This is a genomic window from Actinomyces ruminicola (assembly GCF_900103885.1).
GTDB lineage: Bacteria > Actinomycetota > Actinomycetes > Actinomycetales > Actinomycetaceae > Actinomyces > Actinomyces ruminicola.
Genome location: NZ_FNIM01000001.1, coordinates 526025 through 544570, shown reverse-complemented (window position 1 = coordinate 544570; position 18546 = coordinate 526025). Strand labels below are relative to the sequence as shown.

At 70.5% G+C, this 18546-nt stretch carries 13 protein-coding genes; 8 read left to right on the top strand and 5 right to left on the bottom strand.

Going from position 1 to position 18546, the window contains the following annotated elements; translation table 11 throughout:
• Positions 1-261: 261 nt before the first annotated feature.
• The 3 genes from BLR49_RS02290 to BLR49_RS02280 all read right to left on the bottom strand — a co-directional run bounded on the left by BLR49_RS02290 (position 262) and on the right by BLR49_RS02280 (position 2952).
• Complete coding sequence (locus BLR49_RS02290) at positions 262-900, bottom strand: helix-turn-helix transcriptional regulator (protein ID WP_092532686.1); 639 nt, start codon at positions 898-900, stop codon at positions 262-264.
• A 256-nt stretch (positions 901-1156) separates the two neighbouring features.
• The gene (locus tag BLR49_RS02285) at positions 1157-2500 is read right to left on the bottom strand and encodes an MATE family efflux transporter (protein ID WP_092533407.1); all 1344 of its coding nucleotides are present in this window, start codon (positions 2498-2500) and stop codon (positions 1157-1159) included.
• Between the two features lie 2 nt (positions 2501-2502).
• Positions 2503-2952, bottom strand: a complete 450-nt coding sequence (locus BLR49_RS02280; protein WP_176765737.1) for a MarR family winged helix-turn-helix transcriptional regulator — start codon at positions 2950-2952, stop codon at positions 2503-2505.
• Positions 2953-3235: 283 nt separating this feature from the next.
• On the opposite strand from BLR49_RS02280, the gene BLR49_RS02275 reads away from it, so the two are divergent.
• The 7 genes from BLR49_RS02275 to BLR49_RS02245 all read left to right on the top strand — a co-directional run bounded on the left by BLR49_RS02275 (position 3236) and on the right by BLR49_RS02245 (position 13964).
• Positions 3236-5695 carry a glycoside hydrolase family 3 N-terminal domain-containing protein gene (locus tag BLR49_RS02275; RefSeq protein WP_176765736.1) on the top strand — a complete coding sequence of 820 codons (2460 nt, stop codon included), beginning with the start codon at positions 3236-3238 and terminating at the stop codon, positions 5693-5695.
• Positions 5696-5919: 224 nt separating this feature from the next.
• Positions 5920-6690: a carboxymuconolactone decarboxylase family protein gene (locus BLR49_RS13830; protein ID WP_092532680.1), complete on the top strand. Its 771-nt coding sequence runs from the start codon at positions 5920-5922 to the stop codon at positions 6688-6690.
• Positions 6687-7247, top strand: a complete 561-nt coding sequence (locus BLR49_RS02265; RefSeq protein WP_245690313.1) for a methylated-DNA--[protein]-cysteine S-methyltransferase — start codon at positions 6687-6689, stop codon at positions 7245-7247. Before BLR49_RS13830 ends, BLR49_RS02265 begins: the two co-directional genes overlap by 4 nt.
• Positions 7248-7322: 75 nt before the next feature.
• Complete coding sequence (locus BLR49_RS02260) at positions 7323-8174, top strand: alpha/beta hydrolase family protein (protein ID WP_092532677.1); 852 nt, start codon at positions 7323-7325, stop codon at positions 8172-8174.
• A gap of 172 nt (positions 8175-8346) precedes the next feature.
• Positions 8347-11757 carry an ABC transporter ATP-binding protein/permease gene (locus BLR49_RS02255; protein ID WP_092532674.1) on the top strand — a complete coding sequence of 1137 codons (3411 nt, stop codon included), beginning with the start codon at positions 8347-8349 and terminating at the stop codon, positions 11755-11757.
• Positions 11758-11862: 105 nt separating this feature from the next.
• Positions 11863-13332, top strand: a complete 1470-nt coding sequence (locus BLR49_RS02250; protein WP_092533398.1) for an alpha-amylase — start codon at positions 11863-11865, stop codon at positions 13330-13332.
• Between the two features lie 47 nt (positions 13333-13379).
• Complete coding sequence (locus BLR49_RS02245; RefSeq protein WP_092532671.1) at positions 13380-13964, top strand: DJ-1 family glyoxalase III; 585 nt, start codon at positions 13380-13382, stop codon at positions 13962-13964.
• Positions 13965-14061: 97 nt separating this feature from the next.
• Here the strand turns inward: BLR49_RS02245 and BLR49_RS02240 are convergent, their stop codons facing one another.
• Both BLR49_RS02240 and BLR49_RS02235 read right to left on the bottom strand, forming a co-directional pair.
• Entirely contained in the window at positions 14062-14625 is a 564-nt protein-coding gene (locus BLR49_RS02240; RefSeq protein ID WP_092532668.1) for a hypothetical protein, read from the bottom strand.
• 27 nt (positions 14626-14652) lie between these two features.
• Positions 14653-16764: a PspC domain-containing protein gene (locus BLR49_RS02235; RefSeq protein WP_176765735.1), complete on the bottom strand. Its 2112-nt coding sequence runs from the start codon at positions 16762-16764 to the stop codon at positions 14653-14655.
• A gap of 370 nt (positions 16765-17134) precedes the next feature.
• Here BLR49_RS02235 and BLR49_RS02230 point away from each other — a divergent pair, with 370 nt between their 5' ends.
• Positions 17135-18526: an ATP-binding protein gene (locus tag BLR49_RS02230; RefSeq protein WP_092532662.1), complete on the top strand. Its 1392-nt coding sequence runs from the start codon at positions 17135-17137 to the stop codon at positions 18524-18526.
• Positions 18527-18546: the final 20 nt, after the last annotated feature.

Genomic DNA, 18546 nt, shown 5'->3' with positions numbered 1-18546 from the left:
GGAATAGCCGGCGTGTACGCGCGATGATCACGCGTTGCCGCCAAGGACACGCGTTTTGGAGTTCTACACGGGTCTAACACCTGCAAGGCTTCAAATACTCGTGTCTCTGAGGAGAATCCGTGCGTGAGAGGCGAACTCGTGTGTGTAGACGTACGGAGGGAGGCCCTCGGCCGGGGGTGTGGAACGCGGGTCGGCGGGTGAGGCGGCTGCGCCGCACCCTCCGACCCGGGTCTGATCGCCCGTCCCGGTCTTCCCCGGAGGTCAATCCACCCAGATACGCACCCGGTCCTCCTCGTCGGTGACGTCGATGAGAGTGCTCGGTCCGGCACTGTCCAGGGCGCTGTACGAGGTCGCCAGGAGCGCATTGAGGTCGATGCCGTGGGCGCCGACGGCGGTGCGCACCTGCGGCACGTTCGCGATGAGGGCCGCCAGCGCGGAGACCGCCTGCATGGGGAAGGCCAGGTCGACATTGTCCTGCGGGCCCCGGACCTCGATGTGGAGGCTGCGGCCGGCCGTTCGAGGTGCTCGCCCGGCGTCCTCCGTCATGGGCGCGGGTCGCACCAGGGTGAAGCCGTTGGACACGGGCTCGGCGGGCGACGGCGTCGATGGGGGAGAGGCCGGAGCCGGCGTAGGGCCGACAGAGGGAGGTGATGCCGGAGTCGCTGCTGGGCCTGCGGCAGCGGGACGTGCGTCGTCGTCGGGTACGGCGAGCAGTGCGTCGACGCTGGTGCCGAGCAGCGCCGCCAGGGCGGGGAGCGTGGCCACGTCCGGGTAGTTGAGGTCGTTCTCCCACTTGCTGACCGCCTGTGGGGTGACGCCCATCTTCTGGGCCAGCTGTTCCTGCGTCATTCCGCGCGACAGCCGCAGGCTTGCGATATTGCGTCCGACCGAGTGCTTCATTCTTGTGTTCCTGCTTTCAGTGGTGATGGTTGCAGACCCGCTGTTGGTGAGCGATATTCGGGACGGTGTCCCTGGCGCCGCCGTACCGATGATGCCGGGCGCCCCGGCGCGGCGGTAGCACGCATCCGTTGATCACCGAATCGTTGAGCGGCGCCTCCGGCGCTGACCGACTCAACCAGCGGTTGAGTCGGCGTGGTTCCGGGTGTTTCCCGACTGGCGGTTCGCCGCCGACGCCGCCTCGCCCCAGCAGTCTCGGCTACCGCTCCTGCCGCCTGGCGCGCAGGCCGTACCTGGGCCCCAGCCACCTGATGAGCGCCACCACTGCCGCTGCCGCGAGTGTCTCGGCCACGACGACCGAGGACCAGATGCCGTCGGGGCCGATGAGCGTCGGCAGAATCAGCACCGAGCAGACCTCCAGGCCGAGCGTGCGGCCCGCTGCCAGTGCGGCGGAAACGAGACCGTTGCCGAGGGCGGTGAACAGCGAGGAGCCGTACACGCCCACACCCATCGGCAGGAATGCCACCGAGAATATGTGCAGGGCGGTCTTGGTCAACCGCATCAGCTCCGGGTCGTAGCCGGTGAAGATGTGGGCCAGCGCGGGTGCGAGCAGTTGCGAGGCCAGCAGCATCGCCGTGCCGGAGGCGGCGATGACGGCGAGCGAGGTGCGCATGAGGCTGCGCTTCTCGACGTCGTTCGCGGCCCCGTGCTGAAAACTCATCAGCGGTGCCGCGCCCATGCAGAAGCCCTCGAAGACCGCGGTGAAGATCATGCTGACATACATAACCGCGCCGTACGCGGCCACCCCGTCCTGCCCGAGGTACTTCAGCAGCTGCCAGTTGTAGACGATGCTCACCACTGAGACGGCGACCACGGCCATCATCTCCGAGGAGCCGTTCACGCAGACCCGTACGAGTGCGGCCAGGTCTCTCGCGGGGCGCCCCAGCCTCAGGAAGCTCGGGTTGGGCTGTGCGAACCAGGCCAGTGGCACGAATCCGCCAATGAGGGCCGCGGTGACGGTGGCCCACGCGGCTCCGGCGACGCCCCAGCCGAGGATGCTGACGAACACCAGGTCCAGGGACATATTGGTCAGACCTGCGGTGAGCGTCACGTACAGGCCGAGTCGGGGACGGCCGGCCGTCGAGGCGAAGGTCTGGAAGGCGTACTGGAGCATGAAGGCCGGCAGTCCGACCATGATGATGCGCCCGTAGAGCACGCACAGCTCCAGCATCTGGCCGGAGGCGCCCAGCAGCTGGGCCACGGGTCGCATGACGCCGACGCCGGCCACCGCCAGGACGACGCCTGTTCCCAGCGTGACGTAGACGATCATCGAGAAGTAGCGGTTTGCCAGTGCAGCGCGTCCCTGCCCGCGAGTGCGGGAGACGAGCGCGCTGCCGCCCGCACCCGTCATAAAGCCGACCGTGCCCAGGATCATGATGAACGGCATAATCAGGTTGACCGCGGCGAAGGCCGTCTTGCCGACGAAGTTGGAGACGACTAGGCCATCGACTACCGCATAGACCGAGGTGAATACCATCATCGCGATCGAGGGCAGTGTGTAGCGCAGCAGCTCGCGTGCGCTCAGGTGTCGCGACATGTCCATGGTCACCGTCGGCCTCCGGTCGCGTCGAGTGCCTCCACCAGGGCGTCGGCGTAGCGGGGCAGCCCGGCGGAGAGGGCGGTGCGCTGCTGAGGTGAGAGCGAACTCAGCGCGGTCGTCTCCGCGTCGATGATCGGGATGACGCGGTTGTTTACGAGTTCGCGCCCCTGCGCGGTGAGAAAGATGTGTGTCGCCCGTCCCGGGCCTGCTTCCACACGTACCGTGCCGTTCTGCTGCAGCCGCTTGATGGCGGAGTTGACCGTCTGTTTGCGCGTGAAACACAGTTCGCACAGTTGTCTCTGCGAGCAGCCCTCACCCGCGACGTGCAGTGCGTAGAGGATGTCGAAGGCGGAGTCCGAGAGCCCGGCCGCGCGGGCGGCCCGGTGATAGGCCTCCTCGATGCGTTTGCTCGCGGCGTTGATGGTCTTCTGCAGCGAAAGCAGATCGGTGGTCATGGTTGCCTCCCAGCGCCCGTTAAGTCCGAGATCGGACATAGTACACGGCAAGCTCGCCGGATTGGGATGGGGCCGGCGCTGTCCGCGGCCGCCGTGCCGCGGCGAACGATCTGGGCACGTAACTTCTACCGATCTGGGCACGTAACTTCTGCCGATCTCGGCGGGGGTGGGCGGGGGTCTTCCCAAACAATGGACCAAGCGGTAGGATTGTGATCAGCGGGTGCTCTTCGGCGAGTGCTCGTACAACCTGACCTGACGTAAGGGGCTCGCAGTGGAGCACAACATGAACCAGTACGAGATCGACCACATGGCCACGGTGCGCGCGGGTGCGCCCGAGTCGATGGTCCTGCTCAAGACCGACGGATCCTTCCCCCTTGACCGGCCCGGCCCCCTCGCCCTGTTCGGGGCCGGCGCGCGGCGCACCATCAAGGGCGGCACCGGCAGCGGGGACGTCAACTCCCGCCACGTCGTCTCCATCGAGGAGGGCCTGGAGAACGCGGGGTTCACCATCACCACCAAGTCCTGGCTGGACGCCTACGACCGCGTCGCCGAGGACAACCACCAGGCCTTCGTCGCCGACCTCAAGGCTAAGGCCAGGGCCGCCGGCGTGCCCGCGATCATGTTCGGCATGGGCGCCGTCGAGCCCGCACCGGCCTTCGACCTGCCGCTTGACGGCGACGGCGAGGCCGCTATCTACGTCGTCGCCCGCGACTCCGGCGAGGGCAACGACCGCCACCCCGAGGCGGGCGACGTGAAGCTGACCGACTCCGAGATCCGCGACATCACCGCGCTCGCGGCCAAGTTCGAGCGCTTCCTGCTGGTCCTGAACGTCGGCGGCGTGGTCGACCTGAGCCCGGTGGTGGACGTGGAGAACATCCTCCTGCTCTCCCAGGTCGGCGCCGTGATCGGCGACGCCTTCGCCGACGTCCTGCTCGGCAAGAGCTACCCCTCCGGCAAGCTGTCCACCACCTGGGCCGCCTGGGAGGACTACTCCACCGAGGGCGACTTCGGCGACCCCGATGACACCCACTATCGCGAGGGCGTGTACGTCGGCTACCGCTACTTCGACTCCGTCGGCACCGCCCCGCTGTTCCCCTTCGGCTTCGGCCTGGGCTACACCACCTTCACCATCGGCGCCCCCAGCGTGAGCGCGGCCGGCTCCGAGATCACCGTCAAGACGACCGTTACCAACACCGGTGCCGCCGCCGGCAAGGAGGTCGTCCAGGTCTACGTCTCCGTGCCGGCCGGTGAGCTCGACCAGCCCTACCAGGCCCTGGTCGGCTTCGCCAAGACCGGTGAGCTCGCCGCCGGTGCCGCCGAGGACGTCACCGTCACCTTCGACCTGACCGACCTCGCTTCCTACGACGCCGCCAAGACCGCCACCGTGCTCGAGGGCGGCGACTACGTGGTCCGGGTGGGCGCCTCCAGCCGTAACACCACGGTCGCCGCCGTCGTCGAGCTGCCCGAGACCGCCGTGGTCCGCGAGCTCCACGACGCCCTGGGGGAGCCCGGCTTCACCGACTTCAAGCCCGCCGCTCCGGTCGCCGTTGAGGTCCCCGCCGCCGCCCCGCGCCTGACCGTGGCCGCAGCCGACCTGCGCCGCGAGGACACCCAGCCGCCGGTGGACCTGACCGACGCCCTCGAGTACGTGAAGGACCTGTCCGACGACGAACTGGCCTACATCGTGCTCGGCCAGTACGCGGACAGCGCGGACAAGCAGTCCATCATCGGCCAGGCGTCCCAGGCGCTGGTCGGCGCCGCCGGCCAGACCACCACCCGCTTCGCCGGCCTGCCCTCGCTGGTCATGCCCGACGGCCCCGCCGGGCTGCGTCTGACGCCCCAGGTGGGCGAGGACGCCGACGGCAAGTTCCCCCTCGGCGAGGCCCTGGGTGGTCTGTTCGCCGAGCTCATGGACGCCGAGTCCATCGCCGCGCTCGGCGGTGAGGTCGACGACGACGCCGCGGAGCGCGTGCCGGAGCGCACCTACGAGCAGTACGCCACCGCCATCCCGATCGGCACGGCCATTGCCCAGTCCTGGAACCCGGAGCTGGCCGCCGCCTACGGCGACCTGGTGGGCGCGGAGATGGAGCACTTCGGCGCCCACCTGTGGCTGGCCCCGGCCTTCAACCTGCACCGCACCATCCTGTGCGGGCGCAACTTCGAGTACCTGTCCGAGGACCCGCTGCTGGCCGGGCGCATGGCCGCCGGCATCACCCGCGGCGTGCAGGCCCATCCCGGCCGTGGCGTGACGGTGAAGCACTTCGCCTTCAACAACCAGGAGACCAACCGGCTGAACTCCAACAGCCACGTCTCCCAGCGGGCCGCCCGCGACCTGTACCTGCGCAGCTTCGAGATTGTCATCCGTGAGGCCCAGCCTCACGCCATCATGACCTCCTACAACCTGGTCAACGGGGTGCACACCTCCGAGTCCGCGGAGCTGCTGGAGACGATCCTGCGCGAGGAGTGGGGCTTCCAGGGCCTGGTCATGACCGACTGGGTGGTCCGCTCCATGACCCGCACCGACCTGAAGTACCCCCGCGCCACCGCCGCGGCCACCATCAAGGCCGGCAACGAGCTGTTCATGCCCGGCTGCGAGGAGGACCGTCAGGACATCCTGGCCGCCCTGCGCGGCGAGGCCGAGTCCGGCGTCACCCTCACTCGCGCCGAGCTTGAGAAGCAGGCCGCCCGGGTGGTGCGCATGGCCCACCGGCTCGGCGACGTCGCCTCCGCCCCGGAGGTCTGAGCCGGCTCTCGCCGGTTGCCCGGCCCGGGGCGGTCAAGGCCACGGATCGGCCAAACCGCGCGGTCGCTCGGCACTGACAGGCCCCGGCGGACACCCCCTCAGGTGTGTCCGCCGGGGTCGGCGCTGTGCCAGGATCGTGCCCGAGGCCCGCCGACGCCGTCGTCGGCCCCGCGCCCCGGCGCGGAACAACCAAGCAGAACCCGAACGAGTCCCAAGGAGACCCCATGGCACTGACCCCCGAGGCGATCGAGACCTTCACCCGCCTGTTCGGCGCCGAGCCCCAGCCCAGCCCCACCGACCCCGAGCTCATGGAGACCCTCCAGAACCACATCTTCGGCGAGGTCTTCTCCGCCGGCGTGCTCACCGACGTCGAGCGCGAGCTGATCACCGTCACCTGCCTGGCCTCCATGCAGACCCTGCCGCAGCTGCGCGCCCACGCGGCCGCCGCGCTCAACGTCGGGGCCGCCCCCGAGCAGCTGCGCGAGGTCATCTACCAGTGCCAGCCCTACATCGGCTATCCCAAGACCCTCAACGCCATCGGGGTGCTCAACGAGGTGCTCACCGAGCGCGGCGTCCAGCTGCCCCTGCCGAGCGCCGCCACGGTCGCCTACGAGGACCGCGACGAGGCCGGCGCCGCCATCCAGATCCCCCTGTACGGGGACGAGGTCAAGGCCGTCTTCGCCAAGCTGCCCGCGCCCTTCGACACCCAGGTGCCGCACCTGCTCACCGCCATCGGCTTCGGCGAGGTCGAGTCCCGCGGGGTGCTGAGCGTGGCCGAGCGCGAACTCGTCAGCCTGGTGGCCATCGCCGCGCTCGGCGCCGCCACCCAGCTGCGCCCGCACGTGGCCGGCGCCATCAAGGCCGGCAACAGCCTGCAGAAGGTCACCGCCGCGCTGGTGCAGGCCATGCCCTACATCGGCGGCCCCTACGCCCTGTCCGCCCTGGTGCTGGTGGCGAACTACGACGAGAACGCCTCCTCGGAGGCGTACCGGTGACTCCCGCCGCCCAGTATGCGGAGGCCTATCTGCAGGCCTACACCTCTCCGCTCGGCCCCATGACACTCGCCGCCGCCACGGGGGAGGGGTTGCCCGAGGGCGGCGCCGTCGTCGGCGCCTGGTTCGACGGGCAGAAGCACGACCGGGCCGGGCTGGCCGACGGTGCGCTGACCGTGGCCGCGGGCGACCCGGCCGAACCCGCCGTGCTTGCGGCCACCCGCACCTGGCTGGAGCGCTACTTCGCCGGCGCGGACCCCGGGCCGATGCCCGCCCTAGCGTCGACCGGCACCGCCTTCCAGCAGGATGTTTGGGCCCGGCTGCGCACCATCCCCCGCGGACGCACCACCACCTACGGGCGCATCGCCGCAGACCTCGCCGCCGAGACCGGCCGCCCCACCTCCGCCCGCGCCGTCGGCTCTGCCGTGGGCCGCAACCCCATCAGCGTGCTCGTGCCCTGCCATCGTGTGCTCGGGGCGAACGGGGCGCTGACCGGCTACGCGGGCGGGCCCGAGCGCAAGGCCGCGCTGCTCCGGCTGGAAGGGGTGACGGTCGCATGAGCTATACGCAGCCTTCCCAGCCCGAGTCCGGGAGCATCCATCCCGCTGCCGTCCACCGGAGTCGGGCGGGACGGCATGGGTGAGGCATTTGCATCGCTTGCCGACGGCTCCGCACGCGGGACGGTCGACTATTCGGCTCATGAACTGACCGCGCGGGTTGACGCCACGGATGCCGACCCGGGCGGGCTCGTCCACGCCCTGGCCTATGTGCCCCGCGCCGCCGCAGCCGGGCGGATGCGAGCCCCGCTGGTGGTGTGCTGTCACGGCCTGGGGGAGTCCGGGCTGCGAGTGGCCCCGGTGGCGCAGCGCTTGGCGGCCGCGGGCGCCGTCACCATTGCCCCGCATTTCCGTGGGGGAGGGGCGCCGACGGCGGGACCGACCACCGCCATGACCGTCGGCACCGAGGTGGCCGACCTGGAGGCCGTGCTGGAGGCGGCCCAGACCTGGCCCTTCGTGGACACCTTCCGCATTGCCCTGTTCGGCCGCAGCCAGGGAGGGCTCGTCGCCATGGAGGCGGCCGCCGCCCGCCCGGCCCAGATCGCCGCGCTGGCGCTGTGGTACCCGGCGCTCGCCGCCCCGGCCGCCGTGCGGCGTCGCTTCGGACGCCTCGGCGCGGTGCCGGAGACCTTCACCTCCCACGTCGACGGCCGCGACATCGTGCTCGGACGGGACTTCGCCCGCGACCTGTGGAGCCGCGACGTCGACGCCGCCATGCGCCGCTACCGCTCCCCGGTGCTGCTGGTACACGGCGATGCGGACGCCGACGTGCCGCTGGCCGTCTCCCAGGCGGCCGCCCGCACCCTCCCCGACGCCCGCCTCGAGCGCATCCCGGGCGCCGGACACGGCTTCGCGGATGCGGACTTCGAGACGGCGGTGGAGCGCACCGTGGACTTCCTGGCCTGGACGGGCCTACTGGAAGCGGACTGAACTCGCGGGCCGGGTGACCGCGGCCGTGATGGCTCCCGTACTGACACTCGTCATATCTACCGATCTGGGCACGTTACTTCTACCGACCTCGGCGAAGGGACGGCGCAGCTTTGTTGGTTCTTTCAGGAAAACGTCATAGGGTCTGGGACTCGACCCCCGCTCCGGAGAGCCCATGCTTGAGCTGCACGAGATAACCAAGTCCTACCGCACCGCCTCCTTCGACCAGACCGCCCTTGACGGCGTAACCGTGTCCTTCCGGGACAACGAGTTCGTCGCCGTGCTCGGCCAGTCCGGCAGCGGCAAGACCACCATGCTCAACGTCATCGGCGGCCTGGACCACTTCGACTCCGGGGATCTGGTCATTGACGGCATCTCCACCAAGGACTACCGCAGCCGCGACTGGGACGCCTACCGCAACAACCGCATCGGCTTCGTCTTCCAGTCCTACAACCTGATCCCGCACCAGAGCGTGCTGGCCAACGTAGAGCTCGCCCTGACCCTGACCGGCGTCTCCCGGGGTGAGCGGCGCCGCCGGGCCCTGGAGGCCCTGGAGGAGGTGGGGCTGGCCGACCACGTCCACAAGCGTCCCAACCAGCTCTCCGGCGGGCAGATGCAGCGCGTGGCCATCGCACGCGCGCTCATCAACGACCCCGAGATCCTGCTCGCCGACGAGCCCACCGGCGCCCTGGACTCGACCACCTCCGTCCAGGTAATGGACCTGCTGCGCGAGGTCGCCTCCGACCGGCTGGTCATCATGGTCACCCACAACCCCGAGCTCGCCCACGACTACGCCACTCGCATCGTCGAGCTCGCCGACGGGCGCATCACCTCCGACACCGCCCCCTACTACCCCGCCGCCGACGACGCCCGTGCGGCCCGGCCGCCGCGCCGCACCCGCATGGGGCCGCTGACCGCCCTGTCGCTGTCCTTCAGCAACCTGATGACCAAGAAGGGCCGCACCCTGATGACCTCCTTCGCGGGGTCCATCGGCATTATCGGCATCGCCCTGATTCTGGCGCTGGCCAACGGGGTCAACGCCTACATCGCCCGCACCGAGGAGGAGACGCTCTCCTCCTACCCGCTGCAGATCGAGCGGCTGGGCATGGACTACACCGCCATGATCGCCCAGGCCACCGACACCGGTACCCAGGAGGAACTGCCCGACGGCGTTGTCGGCGAGCGGGGCGACGTGCGCAATATGTTCGGCTCGGCCAACAGCAATGACCTGGCCTCCCTCAAGGCCTACTTCGACGCCGACGGCGGCGGCATCGGCGTCCACGTCAACGCCATCGAGTACCTCTACGACGTCACCCCGCAGCTGTACCTGCCGGTCGACGAGGCCTCCTCGAAGCTGCCCACCCAGGTCAACCCCGACTCGGCATTCGCCTCCTTCGGCGCCATGACCGCCACCATGCAGATGAGCGCCTTCCGCCAGCTAGCCGCCGACACCGGGTTGTACGCCGACCAGTACGACGTCGCCGCCGGGCGCTGGCCCACCGCGTACAACGAGCTGGTCCTGGTGCTGCCGGAGGACGGCCGCATGAGCGACCTGACCGAGTACGCGCTTGGCCTGCGCGAGCACAGCGAGTTGGAGCAACTGGTGCAGACCTACGTGGGAAACGCCTCGGGCGCCATGGCGGTCCCCACCACCGCACCCACCGCTGCGCCCAGCTCCACGCCCACCGATGGCGGCACCGACTCCACCTCGGACTCGACCGCCGAGCGCACCTACACCTACAACGACCTGATCGGCCGCACCCTGAGCCTGGTACCCGCCCATGCGCGCTACGTGTACGACGCCGATTACCAGGTGTGGACCGACAAGTCCGCCGACGCGGCGTATATGTCCTCCCTGGTCGCAGACGGCGAGACCATGACCGTGGTGGGCGTGGTGCGCGCGAGTGGCGCGCAGGCATCCCTAACCCCCGGCATCTATTACACCCCCGACCTGACCGAGCACCTGGTGGAGCAGGCCGCAGCCTCAGACATCGTCAAGGCACAGCTGGCCGACCCTGAAGTGGACGTCTTCACCGGCAAGACCTTCGCCGAGGAGGCCGACGCCACCGGGGACACCGAGTTCGACATCTCCAGCCTGTTCACCATCGACGAGTCCCAGCTGCGGGCCGCCTTCCAGATCGACCCCAGCGCCTTGGACCTTTCCGGCATGGATCTGTCGGGCATAGACCTGTCCGGCCTGGACACCACCCAGATGGACTTCTCCGGCCTGGACTTGTCCGGGCTGGCAGACGCCCAGCCCGACATCGACCTGTCGGGTCTGGACCTGTCCTCCCTCAGCCTGACCGACCTGGAGCAGCAGTTCCCGCAGCTCGCCGACGTCGACTACGTCACCCTGATCACCCAGGCCCTGTCCGACGGCGTCATCAAGGAGGGCGCCGACGCGCAGGTCTCGGCCATGATGACCTCTCTGATCGCCGGCTTCACCGACTACTACGCCGAGCACGCTGCCGGTGAGGATCCCGCCGACCCCGCTGACGACCCCGAACTGGGCACGCTGGTGACCGACTACCTCTCCCAGGAGGACGTGCAGCGCACCATCGCGGACACGCTCGGCTCCGACGAGGTCATCGACTCGGCCAAGCTCACCGAGAACCTCACCGCGGCACTGGGATCCGACCCCGCCGTCGCCGAGATCTCCGACGCCGTGCGCGACCAGCTGGTGGCCGAGATCGGCTCCCAGGTGGCCGCGGCCGTCACCGGCTCCATCACCCAGGCGCTCTCCAGCGCCGTGCAGCAGGCCATGGCCACCGCCATGAGCCAGATGATGACCGCCATCCAGACCCAGATCACCGCCCAGGTGCAGGCCGCCACCAGCCAGCTGGCCACCGACTTCGCCGACGCCATGAGCGTGGACACCGACGCCTTCGCCCAGGCCTTCCAGCTGGACATGACCCCCGAGGAGCTCGCCGAACTGCTAAGCACCCTGGTCAGCACCGAGGTCGCGACCTACGAGTCGAACCTGTCCGCGCTGGGCTGGGCGGACCTGGACAACCCCAGCGAGATCGACATCTACCCCAAGGACTTCGCCGCCAAGGACGCGGTCAAGCAGATCCTGGAGGACTACAACGCCCAGCAGGCCGCCGCCGGGGCCGACGACAAGGTCATCACCTATACCGACGTGGTCGGGGTACTGATGAGCTCGGTGACCCGGATCGTCAACATCATCTCCTGGCTGCTGATCGCCTTCGTGGCCATCTCCCTGGTGGTCTCCAGCATCATGATCGCCATCATCACCTACATCTCGGTGCTGGAGCGCCGCAAGGAGATCGGCATCCTGCGGGCGGTGGGCGCCTCCCGCTCCGACATCCGCCACGTGTTCAACGCCGAGACCGTCATTGAGGGGCTGCTCGCCGGACTCATGGGCGTGGGCATCACCCTGCTGGTGAGCCTGCCCCTGAACGCCTTTATCTACGGGCGCTTCGGGGTGGAGTCCATCGCCCAGCTGCCGGTGAGCGCCGCCGTCGTGCTGGTCCTTATCTCGGTGGGGCTCACGGTGCTGGCCGGTCTGATCCCCTCGGGCAAGGCGGCGCGGGAGGACCCGGTGGAGGCGCTGCGCTCTGAGTGAAGGCGGCTTCGGGATGGGCCCGCGGTGGCCGTTTCGCCCCTCCGGTAGGCTGCCCCTGTGAGTGACAGCACGACCTTCGGTACCGGCGGGCGCGAAAACCCGATCATGCTCCAAGGATTCGCGTGGGATCTCGCCGCCGACTCCAGCCACTGGCGCTTCCTGAGCGATAACGCCGCCCTGATCGCCGATTCCGGCGTCACCACCATCTGGCTGCCGCCCGCCTACAAGGGACAGGCCGGCATCAACGACGTCGGCTACGGCGTCTATGACACCTACGACCTGGGCGAGTTCGACCAGAAGGGAACCGTCCCCACCAAGTACGGGACCAAGGACGAGTATGTCGCTGCCGTGGCGGCCCTGCGGGCGGCCGGCATGGAGGTGCTGGCGGACATCGTCCTGAACCACCGCATGGGCGCCGACGGCGCCGAGCAGGTGCGCGCCATCGAGGTCGACGCCGCCGACCGCCGCAAGCCCATCGCGGACCCGGCCACCATCACCGCCTGGACCCGCTTCACCTTCCCCGGACGCCACGGCACCTACTCCGACTTCACCTGGGACCACACCTGCTTCCTGGGCACCGACTGGGACGAGCAGACCCGGCGCAACGGGGTGTGGCTGTTCGAGGGCAAGGAGTGGAACGAGGACGTCACCGATGAGCTCGGCAACTTCGACTACCTCATGGGCGCCGACGTCGACCTGAACAACCCGAAGGTGTCTGACGAGCTGATCCGCTGGGGCCGCTGGTACCTGGAGACCACCGGCGTCGACGGCGTGCGGCTGGACGCCCTGAAGCACATGAGCCGCGAGTTCTACCGCCGCTGGCTGCCGGCCCTGCGTGAGGCCACCGGGCGGGACGTGCCCGCCGTCGGCGAGTTCTGGTCCCGAGACGCCGCGGAGTTGTGCGCCTACCTGGGCGAGGAGCCGATCATGTGCATGTTCGACACCCCGCTGCACTACCGGCTGTTCCACGCCTCCTTCAAGGACCGCTTCGACCTGTCGAAGATCTTCGAGCACACTCTGGTGGAGGCAGACCCCGACCACGCCGTCACCTTCGTGGAGAACCACGACACCCAGCCGGGCCAGTCCCTGCAGTCCTTCGTCGAGCCCGGTTTCAAGCCCGCCGCCTACGCGCTGATCCTGCTGCGCCAGGAAGGCACCCCCTGCGTGTTCTGGGGCGACCTGTTCGGCACCCCCGAAACCGGAGACATCTCCGCGTGCATCGAGCTGCCCCTGCTCATGCGGCTGCGTCGCAGTCTCGCCTACGGCCCGCAGCACGACGTCTTCAACGCAGCCGACCTGGTCGGCTTCACCCGGGAGGGCGACGACTCCCACCCCGGCTCCGGGATCGCCGTCGTCCTGTCCACCGCCCTGGCCGCGAGCAAGCGCCTGTACGTCGGCGCCCGGCACGCGGGGGAGCGGTGGATCTGCGCCATCGGCGGGCACGGAGCCATCACCATCGGCGGTGACGGCAGCGCCGAGTTCCCCGTCAGTGAGACGGGCCTGGCCGTGTATGTGCCCGCCTCCGCCCGCCCCATCATTGACCGCGGCATGAAGTGGCTGGTCCGCGTACGCTGAGGGTGCCCGGCACGCGCTCACACGCCGGGCCCGACTCAGGAGGAACCATGCCCACGCCTGCCAAGCTCGCCACCGACAAGAAGGTCGCCGTCCTCATCGCCGAGGGCCTGGAGGAGGTGGAGGCGCTGGCCGTAGTCGATGTGCTGTTCCGCGCCGGCATTCCCACCGAGCTGATCGCCGTCGGCGACCGCCTGACGGTCACCTCCTCCCACCAGGTGGTGATTACCTGCGAGGCGCTGCTCGAAGAGGTGAACCTGGCCGACTACGACCTGGTGTTCCTGCCCGGCGGCATTCCCGGAACCCCCAACCTCAAGGCCGTCCCGGCCATCACCGCTGAGGTCACCGCCCGCATGGGCCAGGGCCGTCCCGTCGCCGCCATCTGCGCCGCCCCGTCGATCCTGGCCGAGCTGGGCCTGCTGGAAGGGCGCGCGGCCACCGCGAACCCGAACTTCATGGAGCTCCTGGCCACCCGCGGCGCCCGCACCAGCGAGGCGGCGGTCGTGGTGGACGACCAGCTGCTGACCAGTAGGGGCATGGGCACCGCCATCGAGCTGGGCCTGGAGATCGTGCGCCACTACCTGGGTGACGACGCGGTAGAGGCCGTTAAGCGCGGCATCGTCTACCAGCACTGACGCCGTTCCTCACCGCGGGACCGGCATAAGTGACGCAGCGGGACCGGCGCTGATGACGCGCCGGTCCCGCTGCGCTCCGCATGTCCGCTGCGCCGCCTCAGGCCCCCGCCCCCGGGGCGCCGGCCTTGCGACGGGGCAGCAGCGCCGTGATCAGCAGGGCCACGCCGACGCCAGCCAGCAGCACGATCACGGCGGTGACCAGGTCGATCTGCAGCCCGGCGGCGACGGCGATCAGCAGCCCGCCCAGCACCAGCAGGATCAGGCCCCACACCAGGGTGGTGGCCCGCACGCCGCGCGGGGCGGGCGCGGTGGTGGCCGCGCCCGGGGCGCCGGGCTGCGCCGCGGCAGGACGGCGCGGTCCGCTCCACACGTCCCGCTCAGGGGTGACGGGTAGATCCTTGGCGTCCTTGGGCGGCGCGGGGGACTCGGGCGGCTTCCCGCCGGGCAGCTCCCAGGTGTCCTCGGGGGAGGACGGCGTCGTAGCCGGCGCGGGCAGCGGAGCGGTGGCGGATTCATCCGGTGTAGAGGCGGTGCCGGGGGAGGTGAGCGGCAGTGGCGTGGTTGTCTCCTCGGCCTGCGGCGCCTCGGCTTTCGTGTCCGCCGGGTCGGTGTCTTGCACCGGGGCGGCTTCGATCGGCTCGGTGAGTTCGTTGTTGCTCATGGTCGTCTCCTTGCAGAACGTCGCGGGTCAGTGGGTGGGGGAGGCGCTGGGCTCCGCCGCGGTTGCCGACGGCGTGGTGGTCGGCTCGGGCGACGGGCCCGGGGCTGACGACGGCGATGCCGAGGCGGACGCATCGGCGGCGGCCTCAGTGCCCTGGGCCTCCAGCGCCTCGTTCACGCAGTTGTCCCAGGCCTCGCGGCCCACGCCGGTCAGCTCCGACACGCTGTACCAACTTCCGTACCAGTCCTGGTCCTCCCAGTCCTGGGTGTCGTCTGCATCGCCCGACTCGCTGTCGTCCTGGCCGTCTGCGGCCGCCTGATCCAGGGCATCGGTCACCGCGTCGGCGCATACCGCGGCGGTTTCCGTATTGATTGCTGCATGCGTCATGCCGGGAACCGGGAGTTCGCTGTGGTAGCCGCCGTGCTCGTCGAGCCAGTATTCGACGATCCACGCGGCGTCATCCATGTGACCCCACCAGGTGATGCCGCTTGCCCACTCGTCCACGCGCACCGATCCGGTGCCCACCTCAATGTCCAACCTGAGCGCGGTGGTCGCCTCCTGGGCGGCAGGCGAGACGAATGATGTGCTCTCGTCGGGAAGCCACCGCTCCACGTGGCGGGTGACGACGCTGTCGCCGTTTACGGTGAAGCGGCTGTCCCAGTACCCGCCGTACTCGTCGATGGAGCGCCCGTCGACCGTCCATTCGTCCAAGACGGTGGCGGTAGTGACTCCAAGCCCGACGCGTGAGTCGAGGCGCAGGTTCTGCCCCATGGTGGTGCGGATACGCACGGTGCCTACGCCGACGCTGAGCCGTGCCCGCACCTGCGGCTCCTCGCCGGTCGGCATGTCGGTCAGGTCGAGGAGGAGCTCGCCCACGGCGTAGTTGCCCAGGTCCACTGTCGTGTTCGGGTCGCCGTCGGCGGCGGCGAACTGGGGCTCCAGCTCGTCCCAGGTGAGGGTGACGGTGCCGGAGGGGGTGTCCCTGGTGGTCGCAGTGGCGCTCAGGGCGCCGTCCGGCACGCTGGTGCCGACGATGAGTACGGGCACGGCCACCAGCGCGGCGAGCCAGCCCAGGCCGGTCATCCAGCCGCCGCGGCGTCCGCGCAGCGCGCTGATGATGACGCCCGCCCCCAGCAGGGCGGTGACGGCGCCGATGCTTGCGAAGCCCGCCGCGAGCGGACCCATGCCGCCCGTCGACCAGATCAGCACGATCGCGGCCAGCACGCAGAAGGTGATGCCCACAATCACCAGGCCGAGGCGCCGGCCGGGTCCGGGCCGACGTGGGCGCGGGGGCCTGACGGGCATGGGCGCGGGCGGTACCGGTCGCACGGGAGGTGCGGTGGGCGCGCCCTGCACGGATGCCGCAGGGGCGGTCGCCGCCATAGACGACGTCGGCGTCGGATGGGGCGAGCAGGCCTTGGCGGGCATGGATTGGCCGGGACCGGGGTGCATCGGTCCGCTGGCGCTCAAGGGCGAGCCCTGCGGCGGCGTGGGCCGGGTAGGGCCGGGAGCGGCAGCAGGCGCCGGGCCGACCCGGGATCCGGTTGGCGCATACGGGCCGGGCTGCGGCCCGGGGGCATACGGTGCCGACGGCGTGTACTGCTGTGCCTGCGCGTATGGTGCGGTGCTCGGCGCCATCGGCCCGGTGTTGCCGCTCTGGCCGCCCGGGGACTGCGGGTGGCGCCGCCGGCGGAAGGCGCGGTACGCCCAGTACAGGACGCCCAGCATCACACAGATCGACACCACGGCCCAGAAGGCGTCCTGGTAACCCGAGCCGACCCAGGCGCCGATGTACCAGTAGGGGATCAGCCCGTGATCAAGCAGCACCCAGCCGGAGACGAAGGTCGCCACGGCGCCGGCGAATCCGGCCTCGAAGTCACCGGCCAGGACCTGCTCCAGGTGAATGCGGCCGTCGGCCTCCTCCGGCATGAGCGCCCAGCCCAGTCCGTACAGCACCAGCCCCAGGCCGGTGAAAACAGCCAGTACCGCCCACACGCAGCGCACCAGCGTGGGGTCCAGGTCGAGGCGGCGGGCCAGGCCGCCGGCTACGCCCCCGATCCACCGCTCATTCGTGCGCATCAGGCCGGAACGACGCAGCGAGTCGAAGAACCCGGCCGCGGCCGACCGCCGCGGCGGCATCTGTCCGCCAGTTCCGGCCGGCGGTACTGGCCCGCCCGGCGCGGCGGCGTAAGGCGGCACTGGCCCGCCCTGCGGCGGCACCCGTCCTCCAGGCGCAGTGGCGTCTGGAGGTGCCTGGTGATCTCGTGGCGGCACCGAGCCCGGCGGCGGGACCGGGCCGCTCTGCGGGCTTTGCGGCGGGACCGGGCCGTCGGACTGCTCGGCTGGCGGGTTGGGAGGGGGCACTTCACTCATGGCTCCATGTTCCCCGGCCCGGCGTCTCCGCCGCGATGGGGGTCCCCCCTGAACCGTCCCCGATTCGTCCTTCCACGGCCCCTGATTTCCGCGACCACGCCCGCTCCGGGCAGCTCCGGCGTGCCACCATGGAGCCATGACCTCGACGGCTGCCGGCTCGCCCCCCGCATTCGGGCACCGGTCCGCGCCTGCCTCGGTGGCGCCACCCGTGTCTTCCGCGGGCGGTGCGGGCGCGCCGTCGCCCTCCCGCCCACCGCTGCGCCGTCCACCTCGCCGGGCTCCGGCGCCCTGCCCCTCCCGGGCGCTGGCCGGCGTATGCGCGGGACTCGCCGTCCACCTGGGGCTGCCGGTCGGGGTCGCGCGCCTGACGATGGTGTTGCTGACGGTCGTAATGGGCGGGGCCGGAGCCATGCTGTACCTGCTGCTGTGGGTGCTGGTTCCCACCGGCAACCCCCTGCGCCCAGCGCCCCTGCCGCCGGCACGCGCCCGCCTGGCCTCCCGGTTGGCGGGACATGCCGCAGACCAGCCGCTGCTGACCCCCAGGCTGCGGGGTCTGGCCGGGGGCGCTGCGCTGCTGGTCGCGGCGGCCCTCATCGCCGCCTGGCGGGAAGGCGCCTTCACAGGTGGCGCAGGTTGGCTGCTGCCGCTGATCCTGGTCACCTCCGGTGCCGCCCTGGCCTGGTCCCAGGCCGATGCTCTGACCGGCCCAGCCCGGGAATCCGGCACCATGCTGCGCCTGGCCGGCGGCGTGGTGCTGGCCGCCGTCGGCATTCTGCTGTGGATCGGGGATGACACCCCGCCGCGCGTGCTGCTCACCGGCGCGTTGACCGGCGGCGCCCTCGTGCTCGGCATCGGCCTGGTACTGGCACCGCTGTGGCTGCGCACCAGCCGCGCCCTGTCGGACACCCGCGCCGCCGAGGCCCGCGAGGCCGAGCGCGCCGACATCGCCGCCCACCTGCACGATTCCGTGCTGCAGACCCTCACCCTGATCCGCAAGCGCGCCGACGACCCCGAGACGGTGGCCCGCCTGGCCCGCTCCCAGGAACGCGAACTGCGAGCCTGGCTGTACACCGACCGTCCCGAGGCCGCCACCTCCACCGCCGACGCCCTGCGCGACCTTGCGGCGCAGATCGAGGATCGCCACGGCGTCGAGGTTGAGCTCGTCGTCGTGGGGGATCGGTCCCCGGACCCGGACACCGAGATCGTCATCGCCGCCACCCGCGAGGCCCTGTCCAACGCCGTGCGCCACGGGGCCCCGCCGGTGAGCGCCTATGCGGAGATCTCAGCAGACCACTTGGACGTGTTCGTGCGCGACCACGGCGCCGGCTTCGACCTCGCCACCGTCGCCCCCGACCGCCACGGCGTGAAGGAGTCGATCGTCGGCCGCATGGAGCGCCACGGCGGGCGCGCCACCGTGCGCTGCCGCCCCTCCGGCACCGAGGTGCACCTGTCCCTGGCCGCCCCGACGACGCCGCCCTCCCCGACCACGCCGTCGTCGCCCTCTCCCGCCCAACCGTCCCCGCACTAGCCGGTTCTTGATTTCCCGTC